We start from the raw sequence: 23,531 nt of genomic DNA on the forward strand, positions 1-23,531 counted from the left end.
ATCAGCGTCTTCACCATCGCTAAAGTCAGTCACTTACACACGTCAATCACACCCGAGTGCTGGTCGTAGATAATTCGTCCTTTTACCGTGATCGCAGTAAAAAGGTCGAGCATCTGGTTCATTACTTTGATCATGCGAAGAAGGGGCACTATAAAGCTTTTCGGATGTTGCCCCTAGGGTTGTCTGATGGAACCACCTTTATTTCGATTAACTTTTCGTTACTGAGTTCCAGCAAAGAGAAAGTTGAATTAATGATCAATGCAACGATTGACAAACGTTGTCCCGACTATAACAGATGAATGGAAGCCTTACAAACAGTACAGAACTAAACTAAATTCCCGAGATGGTTAAACGGGCTCTGCGTGGCGGCTCTACGTCCTGATGGACAGCTGGTTTACTCAGCAGCCACTGATTTGATCGCTGACCGATTAGAGGGCATTGATGTGCTTGGCATGGTAAAGCCGACCAAGAATCGAAGACATTTGCTAGTTAATTTTGCCGTTGATTGGCAGGTCGCGGGAAAGTGTTATCTGAGAAATATGTGTTATCCTGTTGCATTAGGTAACCGCAATCCATTGACTTGATTGAACAGATTTACTTTATACTCTATAAAGTGAATGACTTAATGACCGTCTCTGTACTTGGGAATATTTTCATTCGTTGAAAACTCTTTCAAAAATCAGGATGATTCCCTATATCGTTAAACAGTATTGTATATTTGCTTCTGCCTTGTACCATGAAAAGAGAAGACTTTACAGGTCAGAAGGAGTGAGTGTCATGACACTGGGTTATATTGGAACGTATACAAATGGAGACAGCAAAGGGATCTACTCATTTTCACTGGATAAATCAGAAAAGAAACTGGATTGTGCTACGCTTGCCGCACATATAGAAAATCCGACTTATCTCGCCATCAACCAGGAACAGACACGATTATACTCGGTGATCAAAGAAGAAAACCAGGGGGGCATCTGTGCTTTTTCAATTCAGGGCGGGATGTTGAAAAGAACAGATCAAATCCTGACAGATGGCGCGCCGCCATGTTATGTGACTGTTAACCGTTCAGATACAATGGTTCTTGCCGCAAATTATCATAAAGGGTCAGCTTCCGCTTATCAGTGGAAGGGCAATCAATTGATTGATCTTGCGACGGTTGTTCATCTGGGGCATGGACGTGATCCGGAACGTCAGGAGAAGGCACATGTTCATTATGCCGACTTTACTCCGGATCAGCGCTTTATTGTAACTGTTGACCTGGGGACCGATCAGCTGACAACGTATCAACTGCTGGATGGACAATTTCAACAATGCCATGTCTGTTCGTTTGCTTCCGGTACCGGGCCAAGGCATCTTGTCTTTCATCCAGATAAGCCCTTTGCCTATGTATTGTCCGAAGTAAGTTCAGAAATCTTTGTGTTTCAGTTGGATCCGGAAGAAGGGCGTTTTTCGCTTATACAAACGATCAGGTCCCTTCCGGATCATTACAATGGCCACAATCAGGGAGGAGCAATCAAGATTTCAGCAGACGGGCACTTTATTTATGTGTCCAATCGCGGTCATAACAGTATCGGCATTTATCGGGTCGATGACGGAAAAGGAAAACTTCAGGCTGTTGATTTCTGTTCTTCAGAAGGCGAATGGCCAAGGGATTTTGAACTTGATCCGTCAGGTGAATTTCTGGTTGTCGCAAATCAAAATTCAAGTAATCTTGTACTCTTCAAACGCAACGGAGAAACGGGATTATTATCTGAGCCTCAGAGTTCTTTATCTGTGCCAAATCCGGTCTGTGTAAAATTTTTGTTTCAATGAAAAAAGACAGTCGGTAAACAATAAGGGAAAGCGACCATTCACGGAGTCCGCGAGTGGTCGCTTTTTTCTATTGGATTAAAATAATGCCAGCTGATTTTTCAGGGCATATGCGACACCGCTGTGATTACAGTCGAGCGTGACACAGGAGCTGATTTCTTTAATCGAAGAGATGGCATTGCCCATAGCTACGCATATTGCGGCGGCGCGAAACATGGGTAAATCGTTTTGACTGTCACCGATCACAATGGTGTCTTTCTGACTCACACCATAGTGACTGGCTAACTGGAGAATAGCCTTTCCCTTGTCGACTTTACTCGAATTGAATTCCATCGTATATCCAATCGAAGGGGTACAGGTCAGATCCTCATAGTTCGCAAATTGTTCTTTCATATCAGTAAGAACATGCTTATTGAAGGAAAAAATGAGTAATTTGTATACGGCATAACCGCGTCTGATCAGCCTGCTTATCTCTGAGCGGGGCTGCCAGCCAGCCTGGGTAAATTGAACTTCCGCCTGAGCCCATGCCTTTTCTTTCCCTTCTTTTGTCAGACGTTTTCCGACTCGGTCAAGTTCTTCCCGGAGGATCTGTATTCCATAACTGGGGGTAAGTAAATCATGTGCCAATGTCGCTTCATAATAGAGATGACGGTTCTCCGCATACGTAATCAATTGAGTGGCGGTTTCCTGAGAAAGGGGTGTCTCACTTAGCGGCTTCCCCTTTTGGTCGAAAATTGTTGCTCCGTTTGAAGCGATCACAGGCAGGTGCGTGTGCTCTCCAAGCAAGACCCGGGCATCCATAATGGACCGTCCTGTTGCTATTGCAACAATATGCTGTCTGGATGCCGCAGAAAGTGCATTCATATTTTCATCACTGATTGTATGATTCTGGTTTAATAAAGTTCCGTCCAAATCAATGGCTGCCAGTTTCATTCTACCCCTCCTTATGATTATCCTGCAGCAGGGTTGGAGGCTTCTATTTAAGTCTTGACGTAAAAAGGACTGATTTTCCGGCTGTGACCTGGGCTAATTCCGACCATTTAAAAGAAAATTTATCTTCAGCTGTATTTGTGATGACAATCGGAACCACGATGCCCTTCCCCTGTTTGTTAATAAAATCGAAATCTACTTTCATAACAGGCTGGCCGACCCTGACTTTATCTCCTGTCTTGACCAGATTTTCAAATCCTTCGCCTTTGAGCTCTACGGTGTCCAGACCGATATGCACAAGAATTTCTTCACCTAGCTTCGAGCGAATGCCGAATGCATGCTTGGTAGACGCGAGCTGGATGATTTCCCCGTCAACAGGCGCAACAACTGTATGTGTGCGAATGTCTGGAGTTACTGCCATCCCTTCGCCCATCATTTTTTCAGAGAATACTGGATCCGGAACATCGGTTACCATCTGTGATTGACCTGAGATCGGTGCATAAATCTTTTCTTCTTTAACCGCTTGTTTTTGAAATAGTTTACCAAACATTTGAATCGCTCCTTTTCATTTTCATCATGTTAAGCAAAGAATGTCAGTCGTATCACGGCAAAACTGCACAACAGGGAAAGAAGTATCAGTCCGGCTGCAGATGCAGAATAAAGGCGGTATTGCACCAGACTGCGAAGTCTGAAACCATCTCTCAGGCGCGCCTCAGTATGCATCATGACAAAGGCTGCCATGATAGCGATTGCAATATTTCCTACCAAAAGCTGGCTGATTAAAAAGAGAGCCAGAAAGGCGTACGTATAATTTCTGCCTTCTGAATGGTCAAACTCTTGTTTCAGCCGGAACAGAAGGTATCCCCATAATATGTTCAGCATGACCGCCAAAAACATCACTGAATAGAGCGGATGAGCAAGTAACAGTGTGTGAAAATCGGTTTTTTCCCGTAACATGGTCAGAAAAAGATAGGCAATGTAAAGGAAAGGGAGAATTAAGGTGAAGGCAGTCAGGAAACCATACAGCTTTTTAAAAGACAGGTGAATCATCAGCAAGCCACGGATTCTCTGTTTCATTTTTTATCACTACTCCTGGTCGAGATTTGTCTGACGTAATCAAAGAAGAATGCTTCACATAGAACGTGCAAGGCCGAAAGAGACGTTGGATCTTCTGAAACCTGCATGGTCTTATGAATCGGGTACTCGGTGGCCAGAAAATATAGATTATACGGAACGAGATTGGCCAACTCATTATGATCAAACTGCGTATTGGTGATTGAGAGAATCGGGACATGTTTCATACTGAGAAATCGAATGATATCGATAATATCAGAGATGTCGCCACTCAGTGAAATAATGATTAAGAGGTCCTCTTCGCTGAGATAGGGAACAATCATATCCAGTTCTCGTTTGGCTGCAATGTTATCAATGATTTTGCCACTGTTAAGAAAGTTGCGTTTCAGTTCAGAGATCGCATTCTGCTGCGCCCAACCAGTTCCATAAGCAAAAATCTTGTTTGCGGATTTAATTTTTTCATAAATCGGCACTAAATCATTTTTTTTGAACAGGTCCATAGTCTTACGTATATTTGTGAGCGTCTGCTCAATGTAATCCATAGAATCATGTCCCATGTCCGGTTCCAGATCATTCTTTAAGGAATATTTAAATTCGCTGAATCCGGAAAAGCCCAGTTTCTGGGTCGTCCGCAGAATAGAAGATTTAGAACCTACATTCCCGGAGATTTATACCAATAATCAAGCCTGATTCCTTATAAATCAAGGGAATCAGGCTTTTTTGCGCTTGCTTTTTTTACCAAAACATGGTATAATTATACCATGTTTTGGAGGGATGAAGATGTCGCTGGTTCATTTGAAAAACAAGAAGAATGGTGTGACCTATGTATATGAATCCGTTGGATATTGGGACAAGGAGAAAAAACAGACACGAAACCATCGGAAATGTATTGGTAAACTGGATCCGAAAACTGGGAAACTGATTCCATCTAAAAAGTATACCGAAGGTCTGAAAGACCTTCTGAACCAGAAAAAGAAGAAACGGGGACCGGTTCCGTCAGTTACTTATCAGCGTCGTTTCTACGGGGCAACTTACCTGTTTGACGCCATCGGCGCCAAGCTTGGAATCACAGAAGATCTGGCGCGATGCTTTCCAAAGTCCTATCAGCAGATTCTTTCGCTGGCTTATTATCTGGTGCTGGAAGATCGCAATCCGATGAGTCGTTTTCCCCGCTGGGCGAAAACCCATGTGCATCCCTATGGTAAAAATATGCCCTCTCAGAGGAGCAGTGAACTGTTTGGCTCAATCACGGAAAATGCCAAACACCATTTCTTTATTCTCCAGAGCAAACGGCGTATCCATGAAGAGTATCTGGCTTATGACACCACCTCCGTTTCATCCTATTCCAAAGCACTGAAGCAAGTCCGCTACGGTAAGAATAAGGATCATGATCCGCTGCCGCAGATTAACCTGGCGCTCCTTTATGGAGAGACCTCCGGTCTGCCGGTGGCTTATCGTAAACTGCCGGGGAATATTTCTGATGTCAAAACCATACGGACACTGCTCGCTGATGTGGACTTTCTCAAACAGAAGAAAGTGAAAGTGGTCATGGACCGTGGCTTTTACAGTGAGAAGAATATTAATGCTTTTTATCAGGATCATGTCAAATTCTTGATGGGTGTCCGAGTGTCACTGAAATTCGTTCGTCAAAAGTTAAACGCTGTCCGTCAGAGCATGATTACCCGTGCTCATTATGCTTCCGACTGCAATCTCTATTATCAATCTTTCCTGACCGACTGGGACTATACCGAGGTCAAAAAGCGATCCGGGCAAATCATCACTGGCAAGAAAAGGCTGTACCTTCATCTTTTCTATAATGACCAAAAGGCAACCGACGATAAGATGGCGTTCAATAAACTGTTGGACCGTCTGGAAGAAGAGCTGCAGTCCGGCAGGAGAGAACCTGAACATGAAAAGCTATATTCACGTTACTACGAATGGAAGGAAACGCCCGTAAGGGGGCTCTCCCTGACGCCAAAAAACGAAGCCATAGCTAAAGCAGAAAGGGACTTTGGTTATTTCGCACTGATTTCTAATGGAATCAAAGATCCCATTGAGGCACTGGAAGTTTATCGAACAAAGGATCTGATCGAGAAAGCCTTCGGTAATTTAAAGGAACGACTGAACCTGCGTCGGACTTCTGTTTCCTCTGAGGAAAATCTGGAAGGCAAACTTTTCGTCCAGTTCATTGCCCTGTTCTATCTTTCGTACATAAAAAAGGCCATGAGCGATCATCATCTGTTCAAACAGTACACCATTCAGGAACTTCTGGATGAACTGGACGTAATCGAACAGTACAGTCAACCCGGTGGTCACACCCATTTGGGTGAGTTGACAAAGAAACAGACGAATCTTTATCAATACCTTGATGTGGATTCGCCTGCCTTGGTATAATTTCACGGGAATTCAGGTTAGAAATCTTACAACTTTTTGCAAGCTCCGTGATGCTCTGAGCTGCACATTCTTTTTTATGATCAATGATGTAATGCAGGGTAGACAAATCGGTTTCGTTTAATTGGTCGTAATTCTTATTGATCAGCATCTCAAGCTTCATGTTATGATCTTGGCTCCTCGAACTCCTGATTTTTAGTGCCAGGGCACTAGTAATGAGCAGGGGATCCAAGTAATAAACATGTTATCTGAAACTTCATAAAAAGAGAAAGTACATGCACGACCTTTATACTCGAATACCCTGCTACTAAAAAATCATAGCAGGGTATTTGAAAAATGGCAATGATCGGTCAGTTTAAACTAAGTTCCATTTCTTTGACTTTCTCATCTTTTTTCAATTCCGGCCAGAAATCTTTGTTAGCTTCGATCAGATCGTCCAGAATCTTCTTGGCGACCGCGGCGTCCGGAACAGTATGCGACAAAGTCAGTGCCTGCCACAATTTCAGATAGGAATGTTCAACCCAGGCGTCTACGGCGAGTTTTTCAACAGCGACTTGTTGTTCCAGAAGACCTTTTTGAAAACGCGGAATGTCGCCCATTGCCAGACGTTCCGGACCATTTGAGCCAACGATGCAAGGGACTTCAACCATTGCTGTTGGTTCAAAGTTGGCAACCGCTCCGTTGTTTTCAACAATGACAAGCATCCGTTCATGTGTGTTGTAAGCAATCGCCCGCGATAGATCAACGATGTAATTTGAATGATCATCCGGCTCGAATTTAAGGCCCTCAATGGATTGATTTTTGGCGATTCTGCGACATTCACTGAAAACAAATTTTTCACGGCCTGCACGTACTTCATCAGTACGTGTATGATGCGGATCCATGTGTTCCGCTTCGTACTTCGTATACAAATAATATTGAAGGTACGTATTCGGGAACCGTTCCGGGTCAAGAGCAAAGGTGTTTTTCGCCATACCGAAAGTGGCTTTCCAGCTGGCTTCTTCGTTGGTCCCCGGAAGCAGATAGCCATGTTCAGCAACATAGTCACGGATTTTCGGCATCAAATCGTTACCTTGTTTGTCACGGACTGCCGTCCACCAGCCAAAGTGATTCAAACCGAAATAGCGTACCTCCAGATCGTTATAATAGTTTAAGCCGACAATTTTAGCCATCCGTTCCTGAATGCCAACTGGCATGTCACAGATGTTGAGAATCTTCGCGTTCGGTCTCAAACGGCGAGTAGCCTCGGCAACGATCGATGCCGGATTTGAGTAGTTAAGCATCCAGGCATCTGGCGAATATTTTTCCATATAATCAGCGATTTCCAGTACGCCGCCAATGGAACGAAGTCCGTATGCAATACCGCCGGGTCCGCAGGTTTCCTGACCAATAACGCCGTATTTTAACGGTATCTTTTCATCTTTGTCGCGCATCGCGTATTTACCGACACGGATTTGCGCCATGACGAAATCAACATCGGTAAAGCCTTCTTCCGGATCTGTTGTGGCGACAAAGTTAATTTCCGGAGCTTTTTCCCGAAGGATAACTTTGCAGGCATCGGCGATGACTTTCTGACGTGCGCCGTCGTTGTCGTAAAGTTTTAACTGACGGATCGGGAAACGATCCAGGTGTTTGAGCAGTGTCATGACAATTCCGGGGGTGTAGGTGCTTCCTCCACCCGCAATGACGATTGAAAACTTTTTCATGGTAATCCCTCCAGTTAAATTTCCTTACTGAATTTTGTTTCTCTTTCGTTTACACCTCTCATGTTACTCAATAATGAAACGGTTACAATACATTTTGAAAGATTAGGGAAAGCGCTTTTTTTCTGGATAAAGTCACACTGACTGGGAATTTTCTCACCAGGTTCACGGATTATACTAAAATGCATTGATTCGGATAAAGAATGCAACTTGCACAGTTGAATTGAGGAAGATCATCTTGGAGAAGGATAATCAGTGATGAGGTTATGAAGTGCGTCGGTTGATTCACTGGCTGACTCTTTGGCTGATCACTTGATCACTGAAAGGAACAGCAGCGGAAAGCGTCGTTGGTTCACAAAGCGACAGACAGCATCCTTATCTGACTGATCACCTGACGTATTTTTGCAAATGATCATGGAACTCTGCCGGTCAGGAGTGTCAGTCAAAGATCCTGGCAGGAAGCATGGTGTATCTGAAACCATGAAGTTTAATTGGAGTAAACAACTTATTTCCATTTCGTTAATAATTATAGGTTAATAACTACAGTGTGAGAATTTTACCCAATCGACAGACTTAAATACATGGGCCATTGAGACACTTATCTTTGCAGACCCATCAATAATGTAAGGCGATCTGTGAAAATTCCCAGTGCCTGGACACTTTCTCTTTAGTGATGATTTGTTCCCCGTTTAATGAAATTAGATTGAAAACGATTACATTTAAACTATGATTAAATTGTCACCGGTTGAATTACAGGATTTTATATCATTATATTGATTAATCAGGAGGCGGTTCAAATGATGCAGAAAATTCAACGCTTTGGTGGGGCCATGTTTACGCCCGTTTTGCTGTTTGCTTTTTCAGGATTAATCCTGGCCATATCTATTATGCTGACAAATCCACTGATTGTTGGCGGTATTGCGGATACCAGTACATTCTGGTACAAATTTTGGATGGTTATTCAGAATGGTGGATGGACCGTATTTAATCAAATGGAACTGCTGTTTGTTGTCGGATTGCCGATTGGTCTGGCAAAAGAAGCCAACGGCAGGGCAGCAATGGAGTCCCTGGTCATTTATCTGACCTTCAATTATTTTGTCAGTACCATTCTCGGATTCTGGGGTAAGACGTTTGGCGTCAATTTTAATGTTGATTCAACCCAGTTACAGGGGACCGGCCTGAAGATGATTGCAGGTATCAAAACATTAGACACCAGCGTTCTGGGTGCGATTGTTCTATCAGCCATTGTTGTTTGGCTGCATAACCGGTACTTTAACACAAAACTTCCGGAATGGCTCGGTGTTTTTCAGGGCTCCTCATTTGTAGTGATTCTTGGGTTTGTCGTTATGCTTCCTGTTGCTTTACTGGCTTGCTGGCTGTGGCCGATGGTACAGAGCGGGATTGCGTCGTTACAAGTATTCATGGCTTCATCCGGAGTGATCGGCGTTTTTATCTACAGTTTTCTTGAACGGGTGCTGATTCCCACAGGACTTCATCATTTTATTTACATTCCGTTCATGTTTGGACCTGCAGTGACTCCGGATGGTATTGTGAAGGCTTGGCTTGCCAATATACAAAATTTCTCTGAATCAGCGAAACCGTTAAAAGAGTTATTCCCGGAAGGCGGTTTTGCCTTGTTTGGCAATGATAAAATCTGGCCGCCGATCGGCATCGCTGCTGCATTCTATGTTACTGCGAAACCGGAGAAAAGGAAAAAAGTGCTCGCTCTGCTTATTCCGGCCGTGCTTACAGCGGTTATGGCAGGTATTACCGAACCCTTTGAATTTACATTCCTGTTCGCGGCACCGGTATTGTTTGTGATTCACGCACTGCTGTGCGGCATTATGGATGCCACGATGTATTTCTTTGGTGTGGTTGGCAGTATGGACAGCGGCATCATTGATATGGCAACCAAAAACTGGATTCCATTGTTTGCCAATCATTGGACAACTTATGTCGCACAATGGATTATCGCATTGATTTTCATGGTTATTTATTTCTTCCTTTTCCGTTTCCTCATTCTGAAATTCAACTTTGCGACACCAGGTCGTGAAGCCGACGATGAAGAAACAAAGCTCCATACGAAAGCGGATTATAAGAATAAGAAAGCAGGCGGACAGATATCTGGTGCAAATGAATATACAGAATCTGCTGCTGTCTATCTTGACGCATTGGGCGGCTTCGACAACATTCAGGATGTCACGAACTGTGCCACTCGTCTTCGTGTCACTGTCAAGGATGAGACCCTTGTTCAGCCGGACGCAGCATTCAAGGCAGGTGGCGCACACGGCGTTGTTCGACACGGAAAGGCCTTTCAGGTCATAGTCGGGCTTTCTGTTCCCCAGGTACGTGAGGAATTTGAAAAGCTGCTGAAAAAAGGGATTAAGTAACGAATCGGATGCAAGAAAAAAATTTACGTTTATTCTTTGCTAGCCACCTTTCCATAATCACAGGGCAGGGTGGCTTTATTTTACTCAGGTTCAGAATCACTTTGCAGCTGGCCGCACATTTTCCTGTTCTGAATGAGTCAAAGTCAAGATGTGATTAAATGAAATGATAATTAAGCTGGAAAAGCTGCGGGGAGATCCGAAAGTGTTTCAATTGATGAATGTATTTGTCAGCAATGAATTGATGGTTTAAAGAGAAATTTTGCATGGATGGCTTAGATTAATGAAAGAAGGCAGATCAGATGGAAGCAGATGAACCGATAAAAAGTGTGCAAATTATGGTGTCCGGCCGAGTGCAAGGCACAGGTTTTCGCTATTTTTCAAAGCAAGTGGCGGCTCAGTGCCACATAAATGGGTGGATCAGAAACAGAGATGACGGACGTGTAGAAATAGCTGCTGAAGGATCACCCGAACAGGTTTATTCATTTGTTCGAAAAATCAGACGTGGAACCTTTTTAGCCCGGGTTAAAGATATGGACATTCACGACTGTATGCCTCAGGGTTACACGGAGTTTGAGATAAAAGCGACGATGTGAAATGGCGGCCGGCGGAGTGAGAAATGCTTCCTGATTTATGAGGGAGCCAGGGATGGACAGTCATGATTCCTGCTTAAATCAAAGACAAAGCCCTTACAGGGAGGGGCTCTGTCTTTTTTTAATGATTATATCATGAGGTAATAAAAATAATGAGAGAGAAGCAAATTTCTCCCACACTATTCAATTTGATTTATGCCTCTTCTGGATATTTAATTATATTAAAGCCGTGTCAGGGTAAAAGCGTTGTACTATGATTAGAGATCATTTTGTTCATAAACCCTAAAGGGATCCTTCATGGTTATTTTCTGGGCTTCTGCATCGCTCGTACCTGCAAAGAAGGTAGCGGTTCCATTTCCCTCCCGAATCAATCCGCCGCTGAATACAACATCATTCAGATCAGGTCTTTTTGATGGTCCCTTTAAAAAGTTTGATCGCGTCGCAATGATTGATATATCAGATATCTCCAAAGTATCGGGATTAAGGACAAAGACCATTGGATAGTAATGGCGATTTCCCTCATGATCGAAATGAGCGATATGACCGAGAATACCTAACAAACCATTGGGAAAAAGGTGTGCTTCGTTTGCTCCGCCCCACTCTTCATCAGTGAATTGCTTAGCCAGCAGTGGGGCTGAATCAATCACTTCCGGCGTCAGTTCGTCCAGAGTTCTGATTTTGGTAAATCCGATTTTGCCTAATCCACCCTTGTGCCCCTGATGCCTTGTCAGAACACCGACAGAACCGTCTTTCAGTTCAGTGAGTCGGATATCTTTCATCCCAACCGGTCCTTCCGCAAACTTTTTCAGACTTGCGATGTTTTTCCCTTTATAGAAGATCGTCTTCCAGATAAATTTGTGTTTGGCATCGGGGTGTGGATGTGGACTGATTTCGACACCGCCAAGTACCAGTAATCCGTTTATTCTCGCAATAAACGGATCTTGAAGTTCAAAAACAGGTGCACCCGGTTTAGGGACCCAGAAACCGTCTTTATTTATGAAAAAATAAATCTGAGAGTGCTCATCATTTCTGAGCTCTGCCCTTCCGGCAATAACTGTATCATTCCCATCTTTAAAAGGGGCTGTTATATTGTAGACATCCATATTCCCTAAACTTTTGAACACAATTTTTTCAGCAATATAAGGTTGTTCCCTGTGCTGAAACTCTCTGAGCAGTTCGGTGCATGTTTTTGCTACGCCCTTTTTTAATCGCATCATGATCGCCTCTTGACATGTATTGTAGCAAGAATAATTAATTTCAATATCTCAGTTGTTACCGCTTTCAAAAATATACCGTTATGAAGAAAATCTATTCCTCCTTTATGACTGTGATTACAAAAATAGATTACAAGATGATACATGAATTATGTCATTGTTTATAATACATGACATAGATGCTTAGTCAAGCCTTTAGAATGAAAATTTTCACCGGCAGATGTCTTTACTTACTGATACGTGCCCTGACAAAGAGCAGGCGAAAAATTACTTGCCTGACAGGGAAACAGCGCTGGTTGATTCGCGTTCAATCAAATGGGCCGGTAATCTGATTTCTAAATGGGAGTGGCTTGGATGATCCAGCCGCCACTCAAGAAGCTGAACGGCTTTTCTTCCCATATCCCGAAGATCAATAGCCATAGTTGTAATTTGTGGATTTGAAAGAACAGTGAACTCGGTGTTATCAAAACAGCACACAGATATATCCTCAGGAATCCTGTAACCGATCGACTGGAAATATGAAATCAGGATGAATCCCATTCCTGAGTTGGCACACAGCCAGGCAGTCGGTAAGTCCGAAACTTTGTTTGCCAGTGCTTCAAGTTCCTTATAGAGGACTGATCGTTTTTCCTGGATCCCGGTAATCATCAGCGCTTTTTCCACAGGAAGTTGATTATCTCGCAGCGCTTTCATATAACCTTCCCATCGCTCTTCATAACTGGGTGACCAGTCAATGTCGCCCAGAAAACCAATCTTCTTATGCCCCTGGTTAATAAGAAATTCAGTTGCCAGATAACCGCCGGTTTTGTTTTGGCAGAGTACACAATCAGTATCCAAATGGGGATCGTGATGATCGATCATAACTGTCGGAAGCTGAAGATCAAGCAGCAACTGAATGAATGGGCGGTTAATGTGTGACAGGATAAATAATCCCTGATAAGCAGATTTGCTGAAAGCTGCGGGTAATGAGTTACTGGAAATATTTTCAGGAGAAACCCGGAATATGCATAACTCATTTCCGTATTTCTTCATCTCTTTTTCTATATAACGTATTATTTCACCAAAAAAACTTTTATGTGAAAGAGCGAAATCCGTCGCAAACAGGGCAAAGGTGTTTTTATGATGTGGCGTATTCTGCTTGAAGGTGGCCCGTTTTCGATAGTCGTAACCCATTTCTTCTGCAGTTTTTCGGACCCTCATTTTTGTCTGTTCACTAACGCCGCCTTTATCGCCTAATGCCTGTGATACTGAATTTTTTGAAATATGAAGTTTATCTGCAATGTCCTGCATGCTTATCTTTTTCATGATTCATCCTCCGATTTAATTAGAATATAGCATGAGATCCATTTGTTTATCTCATATAATTACTAATATACCATGAATTAATATTTTTGTAATGTTAAATGTACATTATGTAATGTTGACAAAATAGCATTACAGTATGATAATATAAATATTAAAGCGTTTACATAAAACGCTTACAACAAAAAAGAGGGTGTGTTTCATGTCTATAAAAAAACTGGTTGCAGGTTTTTCGGCGATTTTAATGGTGACAGGATTACTTGCCGGATGCGGGTCGGCCGGAAGCTCCGGAAAGGATGGAAAGACAGAAATCACGTTCTGGTCAGCTCCTAACCCGCCCCAAACCCATTTTTGGAGAAAAATGGCGAGTGAGTTTGAAAAAGAGAATCCAAAGATCTCGGTTAAAGTCACTCAGATGAAAGAAAGCCCATCATCAGAGGCAACGATTCAGTCCGCAGTGGCGTCAAAAACAGCACCGACAATGTCGGAAAACATCACCAGAAGCTTTGGTGCACAGCTTGCCAGCAGCAAAGCGATAGTTCCCTTAAATAAACTTACAGGTTTTTCAAATGTCGTTCAGGCGCGTAATATGGATAAAACTATCAAAAGCTGGTCCTTTTCCGACGAAAATCAGTATGTTCTGCCTGTTTATTCGAATCCAATTCTTTTTGCCTGGCGTCTTGATACATTGAAGAAACTGGGCTACTCTGAGCCTCCAAAAACTTACAGCGAATTACTGGAAGTCGGTAAAAAGCTGAAGGCTGAAAATCCTGATATGTACTTGTGGGCTAAGCCGGCACTTGCTGATCCGACTTCCTGGCAACGTTGGTTTGATTTCTTCCTGCTCTATCATGCGGCGTCAAATGGGAATCCGTTTATTTCCGGGAAAAAATTTGTTGCTGATGAAAAAGCAGGGAAGGCAGTACTTAACTTTATGGATCAATTACATGCAAAAAAACTGTTGCTGACCAAACAGGTAACGGATCCTTTTGAAACAGGCACGTCACTCATGGCTGATAATGGTCCATGGTCTTTCCCTAATTGGGCAAACAAGTATCCAAAACTTAAATACGGTGAAACATACACGCTTGCAGCACCCCGGTTCCTGATTCTATGAAAGATGTGGAACACCCTTACACTTATGCGGATTCCAAGGGAATTGTTATTTATGCATCTGCTACTGAGGCTCAGCAGAAAGCAGCCGTGAAGTTTATGAAATTTGTCTTCAGTGACCCGAAGAATGACCTGACGTTCCTGAAGACAACGAACCTTATTCCTGCGCGTGATAACGCGGCTGGAAATGAGAGCTTTGCTGATTTCTTCAGTAAACACCCGGGTCTGAAAGCTTATGCTGAAAATGTCGGCTATGGTATCCCTTCAATGGACAATAAAAATTATAATGATTTGATGCAGGCCATTGGTGTCGAGGCGTTTAATCCGGTTGTACGCGGGCAGAAGAACCCTGACAAGGCATGGAATGATCTGGTGAAGACTGAGAAAGAGGTACTTCGGCAATGAAACAAAATAATAAACTGGGCTGGATTTTTTCTAGCCCTTATTTGATTTATACACTCATTTTTTTCCTGATTCCGCTGATATGGTCAGCCTGGCTGGCTGTCACCAACTGGGATATGATGTCGCCGACGATACGCTTTGTCGGCCTGGATAATTTTATTCAAGCTGTTCAAAGCCCGGCAGTTAAAGCAGCTTTCTTTGTCACCTTCAAATTTTTAATCATCTTTGTTCCTATGGCCGTTATTTTATCTTTGATGATTGCAACATTGGTTAACGGACTGCCCAAATTTAAAGGGCTGTTTCTCGTAGCGTTTTTCCTGCCCTATCTGTCTTCAGGTGTTGTAACGTCGTTAATTGTAAAAGGCTTTCTTTCATACAACGGACCGGTGAATGTATTTCTGCGTCAACACTTTCATCTGGATATCAATTGGCTTGGGACGCCGATGAGTGCACTCTTTGTTATTTCGTTTATGATTGCATGGAGGATGTCCGGATATTATGCTTTGATTTTCGTATCCGGTCTGGCAAGTATTAATGATGATCTTTATGAGGCGGCGGCAATGGACGGTGCCGGGAGATGGCGTTGCTTTTGGCAGATCACAATTCCGATGCTGTATCCGGCGCTTTACACCGTTCTTGTTCTTGCAGTGGGAACGAGTTTCGGTATTTTCACCGAAGTCTACCAGTTGACAGGTGGCGGACCAAATTATGGAACCAATACCTGGCAAATGGAAATTTATAATCAGGCTTTTGTTAATCTGAAGTCAGGTTATGCTTCAGCGATTGCCCTGATCTCTGCTGTTGTGACATTCGCATCAATCGGCATCTTCAGAAAAATTATGGAAAAGTGGGGTGCGCGTAATGGTTGGACATAAAAAAAGAAAAATGAGCGTGGCAATCCGTTATATTGTCACCACACTTGTGATGCTGGTTATGATTTATCCCTTTGTTTATCTGGTACTCAATTCATTTGCTAAATGGGATCAGGTGGACAAAAAGCTTTTTCCGACCGCTTTTACGCTGCGTTCATGGGACTGGCTGCTGCATCCGTCAGCAACTTCTGCGCCGGCGCCCTGGATTCACTCGTTTATCAATACAATCATTGTCTCTGTGATCTCAGTAGGATTGATGCTTTTGTTTGCCATCATGGTTGCCTATGCTCTGGCAAAGTTGAATTTCAGAGGGAAACGTTTGTTGGATAATACCATTCTTTTTCAAATGTTTTTTCCCGCGATCATCTTGCTGATCCCACAGTTCCTATTAGTCACAAATGTCGGATTGCTCGATACGTATTTAGGTATGATTTTACCGACGGCACTCAGCCTGTGGGCTATCTTCATGTACACGAATTTCTTTAAAGCAATTCCGGATACGCTGATCGAAGCGGCACGCCTGGATGGGGCGGGTGACATGAAGATACTGTTCAGTATTGTGTTACCTATGTCCAGATCAATTACAACGGTTATTTTTCTGTTTCTTTTTACCGATCGGTGGACGCTACTGCTCTGGGATATGGTTGTTGCCAAGAGTGATCAGATGGTTACATTGAATGTGCTGATATCACAAATGTTCGGCCCCTATGCTACCTATCCTGGTCCGATGTATGCGGCATCAGTTATTCTGACTATTCCGCTGATTGTTTTGTTCCTGTTCTTCTCTAAGAACTTTAAAGAAGGCATGCAGTTCACACTAAAATAAGTAAAGGTATTCAATTTATCTAAATGAAGTGAGGATGGAAAATAAAGATGATACATGTTCATCGCTATATAGAAAATCCGCTGATTCAGCCGGAAGATGTGAAACCGGTACACCCGGGATTTGAAGTCATAGGAGCGTTTAATGCCGGCATTGCGAGTTTTCATGGGGAAACTCTGCTATTATTACGTGTGGCTGAACGTCCTGTTAGAGAAGATCCATCTAAAGTTCCATCGCCTTACTATGACGTCGTGAAGCGAAAAGTTGTCGTCAAAAACTATGATCTTCAGGATCCTGAACTGAATTTTGAAGATAGTCGGACAATCAGGTTGAGAAAAAATACGGATCGCTTTGTCGGTTTAACCTCCCTGTCCTATCTCCGACTTGCCCGGAGCAGGGATGGTCATCACTTTACTGTTGATGATCAGCCATTTATTTATCCATGTAATCGTTACCAGACATTTGGCATAGAAGACCCCAGAATCACACAAATTGGTGACACCTATGCGGTTTACTTCAGTGCCATATCGGCGTATGGTATCGGCGTCGGACTTGTGACGACAAAAGACTTCAAACATTATGATGATCGGGGGCTGATCTTCTTACCTGAATGTAAAGATGTCGTCATTTTTCCGGAGAAGATCAAGGGTAAATACTATGCACTCAATCGTCCTTCACCAAAGAGTGTGGGCAGTCTTGATATATGGCTATCTGAATCTGATAATCTTCAATGCTGGGGCAATCATCGCCATCTCATGGGGACCCGGGCGAATAAATGGGATGCCGCCAGAATCGGGAGTGGGGCTGTACCGATTCTCACTCAGGATGGCTGGCTGGAAATTTACCATGGGATGTCGCCAGACGGCAGATATTGTCTTGGCGGGGTGCTTCTTGACAGAGATGATCCTTCGAAGATTCTTGCCCGTTCAGAGCATCCCATACTTGAGCCGGAAGCGAACTATGAACGAAACGGTTTCTTCGGCGACGTCGTGTTTACGTGCGGAGGGATCACCGAGGGGGATACGCTGCACCTTTATTATGGTGTGGCAGACCGATCAATGGCAGCTGCCGATCTCAGTATTCATGAAATACTGTCCGACCTTGAAAAAATCTGTTGAATAAAGGCAAAACTGAATGAAGATGGAAGAGAGCGCTCACGGCCGTCTTAATATTTATGCCGGTGTATTGAGCGCTCTCTTTGTGTTTAGAATGGCTTCAAAATTTCTCTGTTTCAATAAAATAGCTGTGACGAAATGCTATGTCTCCCATCTCCGCAGACAAAACACAACCCGGTGAAACGTAATCATACCTTTCACCGGGTTGCCTGATTTCAATCATTTACTCTCGTTATTTAAGGATCTGTTTCTTTGTTTCCGGCCCCCAGAAGATGGTCAGTACTGCAGTAACAGCCATAAAGATGCCGATCATGATGAAAATACTGATCGGTCCCTGGGTGCTGAGCAGACCGGCTACTGCGTAAGGTGTGATAATGGTAAAGAAACGGCCGACAGCCTGTGCTGTTCCGTTACCACGCATTCGCAGCCGTGTCGGGAACAGTTCGGGAACGTAGATGGAAAGCGCGACAGCCATCAGAATATAGATGCAGACGGTCATCAGGAAGCCGAGTGACATGATCGCTGCCGGGTTTGTCTGAAAGGCATAGCCATAACCGAAAACGGCAGTCATGACAAAGGCGCCAACAATCATCCATTTCCGGCCAATACGATCGACCGTGGATCTGCCGATAAAGGCACCAACCGGCGCACCGAGCATCATCAATGCGCTATAACCGAGTGACTTGGAAACGGTGATACCGCTATTAACAAGGAGAGTTGGCGCCCAGGTGACAAAGGTAAAGGCAGCCGTGTTGATGGCAGCGAGGATGACGCAGGCAAGTATCGTTTTCCTGATTTCGTTACTGCTGAACAGTTCACTGAACCGGCTTTTACGTGTGTCGATCTGATCAAATTGTTGCTGATCGTTCAGATTGACACCAGGATGCCGGGTTCCATATTTTTTCTCTGCTTCCTGTTCAAACTGCCTGACCACTTTCTCAGCATCGCTGTACCTGCCCTGTGAAAAATACCATCTGGGCGATTCCGGAAGACTCCGGCGGAAGTACCAGACGATTAATGAGGCGATGCCGACAATCACGAACATCCAGCGCCAGCCGATGGACGGGATAATCAGAAAACCAATGAATGTAGCAATCGGCGCTGAACAGTTGGCAAGTACGGAAAGACTGCCGACCCATTTACCCCGTGATCCGGCAGGGACAAATTCACCGAGCAGGGCAAAACCGGTAACAATTTCTGCACCGAGTCCGAATCCGGCGATCCCACGGAGAATGATCAGCGTGATCATGTTCGGAGCAAAGAAGCTGGCGAGTGAGGCCAGACCGAAAATCAGCAGATTGATCTGGTAGGCAAATTGTCTGCCTTTTAAATCCCCGATGACACCGGAGGCGATTGAGCCGAGAAAAAGTCCGATAAATGTCGTGGAAATGAATGCGGCATTCAGAAACATGGTGGACCAGCCGCTCTGAATCAGACTGCTGAGTACGCCCCGGCTAAATAGACGTCAAAACCGTCGAGTACCATACCGAGTGTGATCAGTGTGAATACTTTGTACATCGTCCGTGTGGCCGGCAGATTATTGATGCGGGCCTCGAGGAGATGCCGCTCCGGCAGTGAATACTGTTTCTCATGAACTTCATCGGTTGTTCGGATACGACCGATACCGAGTGTCCTTTCTGTTTCCATATATCCTTCTCTCCCTTATATTTACCGCGTTTTTTTTTATCTCTGGCGGTTTTTTTCTTTATGATTGACGGGTGTAACGTTTTTCCAGTGCATTGACTTCATCCAGTCCGATAAAATGATTGAACTGATCAAAGGGAACAAGTCTGTCGATCACGCCTGCTGTGGTTTGCTTTTCGTGCAGTTCCTGTAACACCTCCTGTTCGGCAAAAGTCTGTGCATAGGCGAGCAGGGTCGGATGGACCACGATGCGGAAACCGAGCTTCTGCAGTTCACCCGCGGTTAGCAGTGGCGTTTTTCCGTGTTCGATCATATTCGCCATCAGCGGGATGTCCGGAAAGGCGGCTGCTATTTTTTTCAACTCGCCCGTGCTTTGCGGGGCTTCGATAAAGATCATGTCCGCGCCGGCCTGCCGGCAGGCCTGGCTGCGCCGGATCGCTTCTTCCAGCCCGTATACGGCCCGGGCGTCTGTTCGTGACATGATCAGAAAATCGCGATGCCGACGGGCGGACGCCGCAACCCGTATTTTTTCGACCATTTCTTCCATCGGGATGACGGATTTCCCATCCATATGGCCACATCGCTTGGGCCATATCTGGTCTTCCAGAAACAGTCCGGCAACGCCGATGGCTTCATAGCATCGGACTGTCCGGACCACATTCTTCAGATTTCCATAGCCGGTATCCGCATCGGCAAAAACAGGAATATCTACACAGTTGACGATTTCTCTGGCCCGGTTAACCATCATTCCGAAGTCGGCAATTCCGCGGTCGGGCATGGCCAGTTCAGAAGCAGATGTGGTGTACCCCGCCTGAAAAATAGCTTTAAATCCGATTTTTTCAGCAATTTTTGCCGAGAGACTGTCCGGGCAGGCGACCATGCTGATAATCTCCGGCTGATGTACGAGCTGATTGAATCGGGCGCGCATGCGATCGGCTTTCATGGGGACACCTTCTTTCCAGGTTGAAAATGATTTTCAGACAGACGGTTTAAAATGTCTGATCCCGACTGACCGGAGTAGCCGTTTTTTTTCAGCAGTTGCAGTGCTTTTTCCTCGGCTTCAGCAGCCGCGAATAAAGTAACGGCTGGGTAAAAGATTAGGCGAAATCCAAGTTCAAAAAGTTCCTGAGATGTGAAGGTGTTATTTTGGTTTTCCATGATGGTGACGCCCATCGGCAACCGGTTGCATGACTCCGCTGCCCGGGCCACTGCCGTCTGGTCAGTCAGGCCACCGACGAGGACCAGATCGGCTCCGGCATTCCGGTATAGTTCGACCCTTCTGATCGCCTCATCCCATCCTCTTTCTGAAAGACAATCGGTTCGGGCAATCAGCAGAGCATCCGGGTGATCCAGTGCGTCTTTTACTGCATGGATCTTCCCGATCATTTCCCCCGCTTCAATCACGGTTAAATCTTGAAAAAATTCTGATGAGGCCGGTACGGACTGATCGTTCAGTATCAATCCCGCCGCTCCGGATCGCTCTAATTCTTTTGCAGCGTAGAAGGTGTTCAGCGCATTTCCATAGCCGGATTCCGCATCGACAAACAGCGGAAATTCAACCGTCTGACGAATGTAACGTAATTGCCTGGCCTGCTCAGACAGGGATAAAAGTCCGTAGTCGTCTGAAGCGAGCAACGTGGCTGATGCTCCGATCCCGGAAATCAATGCGGCGGGGTATCCTGCTTCTTCAGCCAGTCTTGCGGAGATACCATCAAAAACACCTGGTACGAGCAAGGATTTGCCGGTTTGAATATTTTCTTTTAGCCCGGCAGACAAATTGTCGTCCACTTCACCACAACCTTTCTTTTTGTTGTTCTTTTACTGCCATGTGTTCAAACTGTCTGTCAAAAACGCTGTTTCTGTTTACATCACCTCCTTAAATAATCTGCTGATTGACAGGATCCTGACGCCGCCAGAGGCACAGCTTTTCTGACCCTTTTCCCACAAAATTTTATATTTTCTTAAAAATATAAAAAGCCCCATTCATGATCATGAATGGGACTTGAATTTAGATAAAATGCTGACATGACCATAAACAGGACACGCACAGATTTTGTCGTTTGTTTCAGCGATACGTGCCCGCTACTGAATTAAATTGAACAGGGCCAAACTGTCCTGGCCTTGCACTCGTTCAGATAGCAGGTTTTGCAATCGCCGACTGATGTTCACTAAGATAACGACCTTTCGTAATTGAGTGAATTCAGGATACATCACGTGACCTGGGTTGTCAACACAATATCGGAAAATTGTATAAAATGTGTATTTTTAAAGTCTCAGTCATTTTGTCTGTCATTTCTACACATAAGTTTCGGTTGATGTTTTAAGTGAATAGATGATAATGATATAGAAATCAAGATATTGGGAGTCAAATTGTAATTTTCTTATTAATTTTGCCAAAAATTGGTCAAACCTTTTTTCTGTGTAAATTCATCTCAGCCGGAACAAGGTGTTACTTTGGGAAATATAGAAGTTATTTTTCAAACATTTCAAACCTTGGACTTTTAATCTATAATGAAACCGTTACTATTTACGGTAGGAGTTGAACCCAATTAACCGATTATGACTTTAAGGTCATGAGTTTAATTGAAAATTATGTCTGAAACGAAACCATACGGAACAGTCTTAATACGTGCCAAACAAATACTTGATTACTTGGAGCAAAATGATCAACCGGTTAATTTGCAAACGATCTGTACTGCATTAAAAACGAGTAAGCCAACGGTACTGAAAATCTTAAACACACTTTGTTTGATTGGTTTTGTGAAATGTGAGGAGGAAACGAAGATATATTCGTTGGGTATCACGCTCATTAGATATGGCGAAGCCGCGAAAACGTCATTTTACGGCATTTATCCTTGTATATAACTTCGTCAAATAGTTTCGACAAAAACGCTTAAAAGTCCTGCTATATCAACATTTATTTATGTTCAGCAAACCCTACTCAGTCCATTTATCAACATAATTTTTGCTATTTTCTCTTTATTTTCTTCGCTTTCCGAGTTATAGTTAAATTATACCATGTCATTGGTCAGTAGGTGCCTTCATTATTCCAGGACGGGAACGAGGACTACTACATCATTCCAGAAATTACTCCCCCCGTTCTCCACTTTTTGGGGAGACCATTGAACAGGCGAAAGTTAAAGATTTATACTGACATTTGATGAGAAAAACGGATTGATCCAGGTATTACAGATAGAATCACCAGTGATGATGACTCAATCGACAAAGGAAAAATAACACACTGGCTAAACGGAGTTAAAACCGAATCGTGCCTCAGGTTCTGATCATCCATTATCTGGAAATGCTGCAGTAAACGGCGAACTGTCAACGAGATATTACCGCTGTACACCGCGCTGCCCCAACCCGGCCGCCCAGCGCGAAGGGATAGTGAATACCTTTACCCACACCAACGCAGTTGCTGATTGTCATCTTCCCTATTGTGGACGGGCAAGTCAAACTCCATGTCGCCGAACACGCATCGTGGCGGATCTGCTGGCATTTATGAACTATTTGGCCGATCGCTATGCGTCGTCGAAGCAGATCATTGTGGTTTTGACCAATCTCAATATCCATTACAATGGACCGTCCGGACCGGGCGCATGGCAATAGATTTGTGTTCACCCCGATCCGCGCCTCATGGGTTAATCAAATTGAGCTTTTTTTTCTCCATTTTGTGTAAGCGTTACCTCAAAAACACCAGCTTTCGGTCGGCGGGAGAACTCAGGCAGCGTCTTCTGGCGTTCATCCGGGTTGGAACGAGCGGGACCGGCATCTCCCCTTCACTGGACTTTTCAAGGCTATCTGCTGCAGAACAAGGAGACATATACGGTATTTGATGCTGCCGGCGACAGTATCAAAGGTGGACTGAACTGAGAGCACAGTGCTATGATTATTTGCACCCACGGATCTAAGGACGAGACTTGATCATCTACTCCGAGTTTCAAGGTGGAAAAGAAAACCAGGCTCGCTTTACCGCCCTGGGATTCCCAGTTTCGGCTGAATACGAATAACTATCGCGGCCGGTGGGGAGAGAACCCGTACATGGGTTGCTTCAGGAACTGCTGCCTCGACTGATAAAAAATTTTGGCTATGTCCTTATTCAATATTGAGGGAAGGACTTGTGAAACATTGTACTACCATGGTTAAGTGACGAAACTTATAA

19 protein-coding genes and 2 pseudogenes are annotated in these 23,531 nt (G+C 44.2%); 9 read left to right on the forward strand and 12 right to left on the reverse strand.

What is annotated here, in order from left to right:
* Window positions 1–777: 777 nt before the first annotated feature.
* On the forward strand, window positions 778–1,809 hold the full coding sequence (locus tag ABNN70_RS06325) for a lactonase family protein (protein ID WP_353949141.1): 1,032 nt from the start codon (window positions 778–780) through the stop codon (window positions 1,807–1,809).
* 75 nt (window positions 1,810–1,884) lie between these two features.
* Here ABNN70_RS06325 and ABNN70_RS06330 read toward each other — a convergent pair whose 3' ends face one another.
* The 5 genes and pseudogenes from ABNN70_RS06330 to ABNN70_RS06350 form a co-directional block, all read right to left on the reverse strand.
* Window positions 1,885–2,739 (reverse strand): Cof-type HAD-IIB family hydrolase, encoded by an 855-nt coding sequence (locus ABNN70_RS06330; RefSeq protein WP_353949142.1) that lies wholly within the window; start codon window positions 2,737–2,739, stop codon window positions 1,885–1,887.
* A 43-nt stretch (window positions 2,740–2,782) separates the two neighbouring features.
* Window positions 2,783–3,286, reverse strand: coding sequence for a PTS glucose transporter subunit IIA (locus tag ABNN70_RS06335; RefSeq protein ID WP_353949143.1), 504 nt, complete (start codon window positions 3,284–3,286; stop codon window positions 2,783–2,785).
* A 29-nt stretch (window positions 3,287–3,315) separates the two neighbouring features.
* A complete protein-coding gene (locus tag ABNN70_RS06340; protein WP_353949144.1) occupies window positions 3,316–3,813 on the reverse strand; it encodes a hypothetical protein in 498 nt (165 codons plus the stop codon).
* Window positions 3,810–4,352, reverse strand: a complete 543-nt coding sequence (locus tag ABNN70_RS06345; protein ID WP_353949145.1) for an SIS domain-containing protein — start codon at window positions 4,350–4,352, stop codon at window positions 3,810–3,812. Before ABNN70_RS06345 ends, ABNN70_RS06340 begins: the two co-directional genes overlap by 4 nt.
* Before the next feature lie 33 nt (window positions 4,353–4,385).
* Window positions 4,386–4,478, reverse strand: a pseudogene (locus ABNN70_RS06350) (hypothetical protein); the annotation flags it as partial.
* Window positions 4,479–4,590: 112 nt separating this feature from the next.
* Between ABNN70_RS06350 and ABNN70_RS06355 the strand changes: the two are divergent.
* The gene (locus ABNN70_RS06355) at window positions 4,591–6,204 is read left to right on the forward strand and encodes an IS1634 family transposase (protein ID WP_353948735.1); all 1,614 of its coding nucleotides are present in this window, start codon (window positions 4,591–4,593) and stop codon (window positions 6,202–6,204) included.
* A 347-nt stretch (window positions 6,205–6,551) separates the two neighbouring features.
* On the opposite strand, the gene ABNN70_RS06360 is transcribed toward ABNN70_RS06355, so the two are convergent.
* On the reverse strand, window positions 6,552–7,907 hold the full coding sequence (locus ABNN70_RS06360) for a 6-phospho-alpha-glucosidase (protein ID WP_353949146.1): 1,356 nt from the start codon (window positions 7,905–7,907) through the stop codon (window positions 6,552–6,554).
* A gap of 794 nt (window positions 7,908–8,701) precedes the next feature.
* On the opposite strand from ABNN70_RS06360, the gene ABNN70_RS06365 reads away from it, so the two are divergent.
* Both ABNN70_RS06365 and ABNN70_RS06370 read left to right on the forward strand, forming a co-directional pair.
* Window positions 8,702–10,294, forward strand: a complete 1,593-nt coding sequence (locus ABNN70_RS06365; RefSeq protein WP_353949147.1) for an alpha-glucoside-specific PTS transporter subunit IIBC — start codon at window positions 8,702–8,704, stop codon at window positions 10,292–10,294.
* A gap of 299 nt (window positions 10,295–10,593) precedes the next feature.
* The gene (locus tag ABNN70_RS06370) at window positions 10,594–10,887 is read left to right on the forward strand and encodes an acylphosphatase (protein ID WP_353949148.1); all 294 of its coding nucleotides are present in this window, start codon (window positions 10,594–10,596) and stop codon (window positions 10,885–10,887) included.
* A gap of 254 nt (window positions 10,888–11,141) precedes the next feature.
* Here ABNN70_RS06370 and ABNN70_RS06375 read toward each other — a convergent pair whose 3' ends face one another.
* Together ABNN70_RS06375 and ABNN70_RS06380 are read right to left on the reverse strand one after the other, a co-directional pair.
* Window positions 11,142–12,098 carry a DUF1861 family protein gene (locus ABNN70_RS06375; RefSeq protein ID WP_353949149.1) on the reverse strand — a complete coding sequence of 319 codons (957 nt, stop codon included), beginning with the start codon at window positions 12,096–12,098 and terminating at the stop codon, window positions 11,142–11,144.
* A gap of 267 nt (window positions 12,099–12,365) precedes the next feature.
* A complete protein-coding gene (locus tag ABNN70_RS06380) occupies window positions 12,366–13,403 on the reverse strand; it encodes a LacI family DNA-binding transcriptional regulator (protein ID WP_353949150.1) in 1,038 nt (345 codons plus the stop codon).
* A 199-nt stretch (window positions 13,404–13,602) separates the two neighbouring features.
* On the opposite strand from ABNN70_RS06380, the pseudogene ABNN70_RS06385 reads away from it, so the two are divergent.
* The 4 genes and pseudogenes from ABNN70_RS06385 to ABNN70_RS06400 all read left to right on the forward strand — a co-directional run bounded on the left by ABNN70_RS06385 (window position 13,603) and on the right by ABNN70_RS06400 (window position 17,728).
* Window positions 13,603–14,918 (forward strand): annotated as a pseudogene (locus ABNN70_RS06385) (ABC transporter substrate-binding protein).
* Complete coding sequence (locus tag ABNN70_RS06390) at window positions 14,915–15,790, forward strand: sugar ABC transporter permease (protein ID WP_353949151.1); 876 nt, start codon at window positions 14,915–14,917, stop codon at window positions 15,788–15,790. The pseudogene ABNN70_RS06385 and the gene ABNN70_RS06390 overlap by 4 nt, the downstream one beginning before the upstream one ends.
* 10 nt (window positions 15,791–15,800) lie before the next feature.
* Window positions 15,801–16,613, forward strand: coding sequence for a carbohydrate ABC transporter permease (locus ABNN70_RS06395; RefSeq protein ID WP_353949394.1), 813 nt, complete (start codon window positions 15,801–15,803; stop codon window positions 16,611–16,613).
* Window positions 16,614–16,663: 50 nt separating this feature from the next.
* Entirely contained in the window at window positions 16,664–17,728 is a 1,065-nt protein-coding gene (locus tag ABNN70_RS06400) for a glycoside hydrolase family 130 protein (RefSeq protein WP_353949395.1), read from the forward strand.
* A 229-nt stretch (window positions 17,729–17,957) separates the two neighbouring features.
* On the opposite strand, the gene ABNN70_RS06405 is transcribed toward ABNN70_RS06400, so the two are convergent.
* From ABNN70_RS06405 to ABNN70_RS06420, 4 genes are read right to left on the reverse strand one after another with little or no spacing between them, the layout of a single operon-like run.
* Entirely contained in the window at window positions 17,958–19,136 is a 1,179-nt protein-coding gene (locus ABNN70_RS06405) for an MFS transporter (protein WP_353949152.1), read from the reverse strand.
* 20 nt (window positions 19,137–19,156) lie between these two features.
* Window positions 19,157–19,372: a hypothetical protein gene (locus ABNN70_RS06410; RefSeq protein ID WP_353949153.1), complete on the reverse strand. Its 216-nt coding sequence runs from the start codon at window positions 19,370–19,372 to the stop codon at window positions 19,157–19,159.
* 58 nt (window positions 19,373–19,430) lie between these two features.
* Window positions 19,431–20,312: an oxaloacetate decarboxylase gene (locus ABNN70_RS06415; RefSeq protein WP_129930367.1), complete on the reverse strand. Its 882-nt coding sequence runs from the start codon at window positions 20,310–20,312 to the stop codon at window positions 19,431–19,433.
* Window positions 20,309–21,157: an isocitrate lyase/PEP mutase family protein gene (locus ABNN70_RS06420; RefSeq protein ID WP_353949154.1), complete on the reverse strand. Its 849-nt coding sequence runs from the start codon at window positions 21,155–21,157 to the stop codon at window positions 20,309–20,311. The genes ABNN70_RS06415 and ABNN70_RS06420 overlap by 4 nt, the downstream gene beginning before the upstream one ends.
* An 804-nt stretch (window positions 21,158–21,961) precedes the next feature.
* On the opposite strand from ABNN70_RS06420, the gene ABNN70_RS06425 reads away from it, so the two are divergent.
* The gene (locus tag ABNN70_RS06425; protein WP_353949155.1) at window positions 21,962–22,234 is read left to right on the forward strand and encodes a helix-turn-helix domain-containing protein; all 273 of its coding nucleotides are present in this window, start codon (window positions 21,962–21,964) and stop codon (window positions 22,232–22,234) included.
* Window positions 22,235–23,531 lie beyond the last annotated feature (1,297 nt).

This window comes from Sporolactobacillus sp. Y61, from assembly GCF_040529185.1.
Classification (GTDB): Bacteria; Bacillota; Bacilli; order Bacillales; family Sporolactobacillaceae; genus Sporolactobacillus.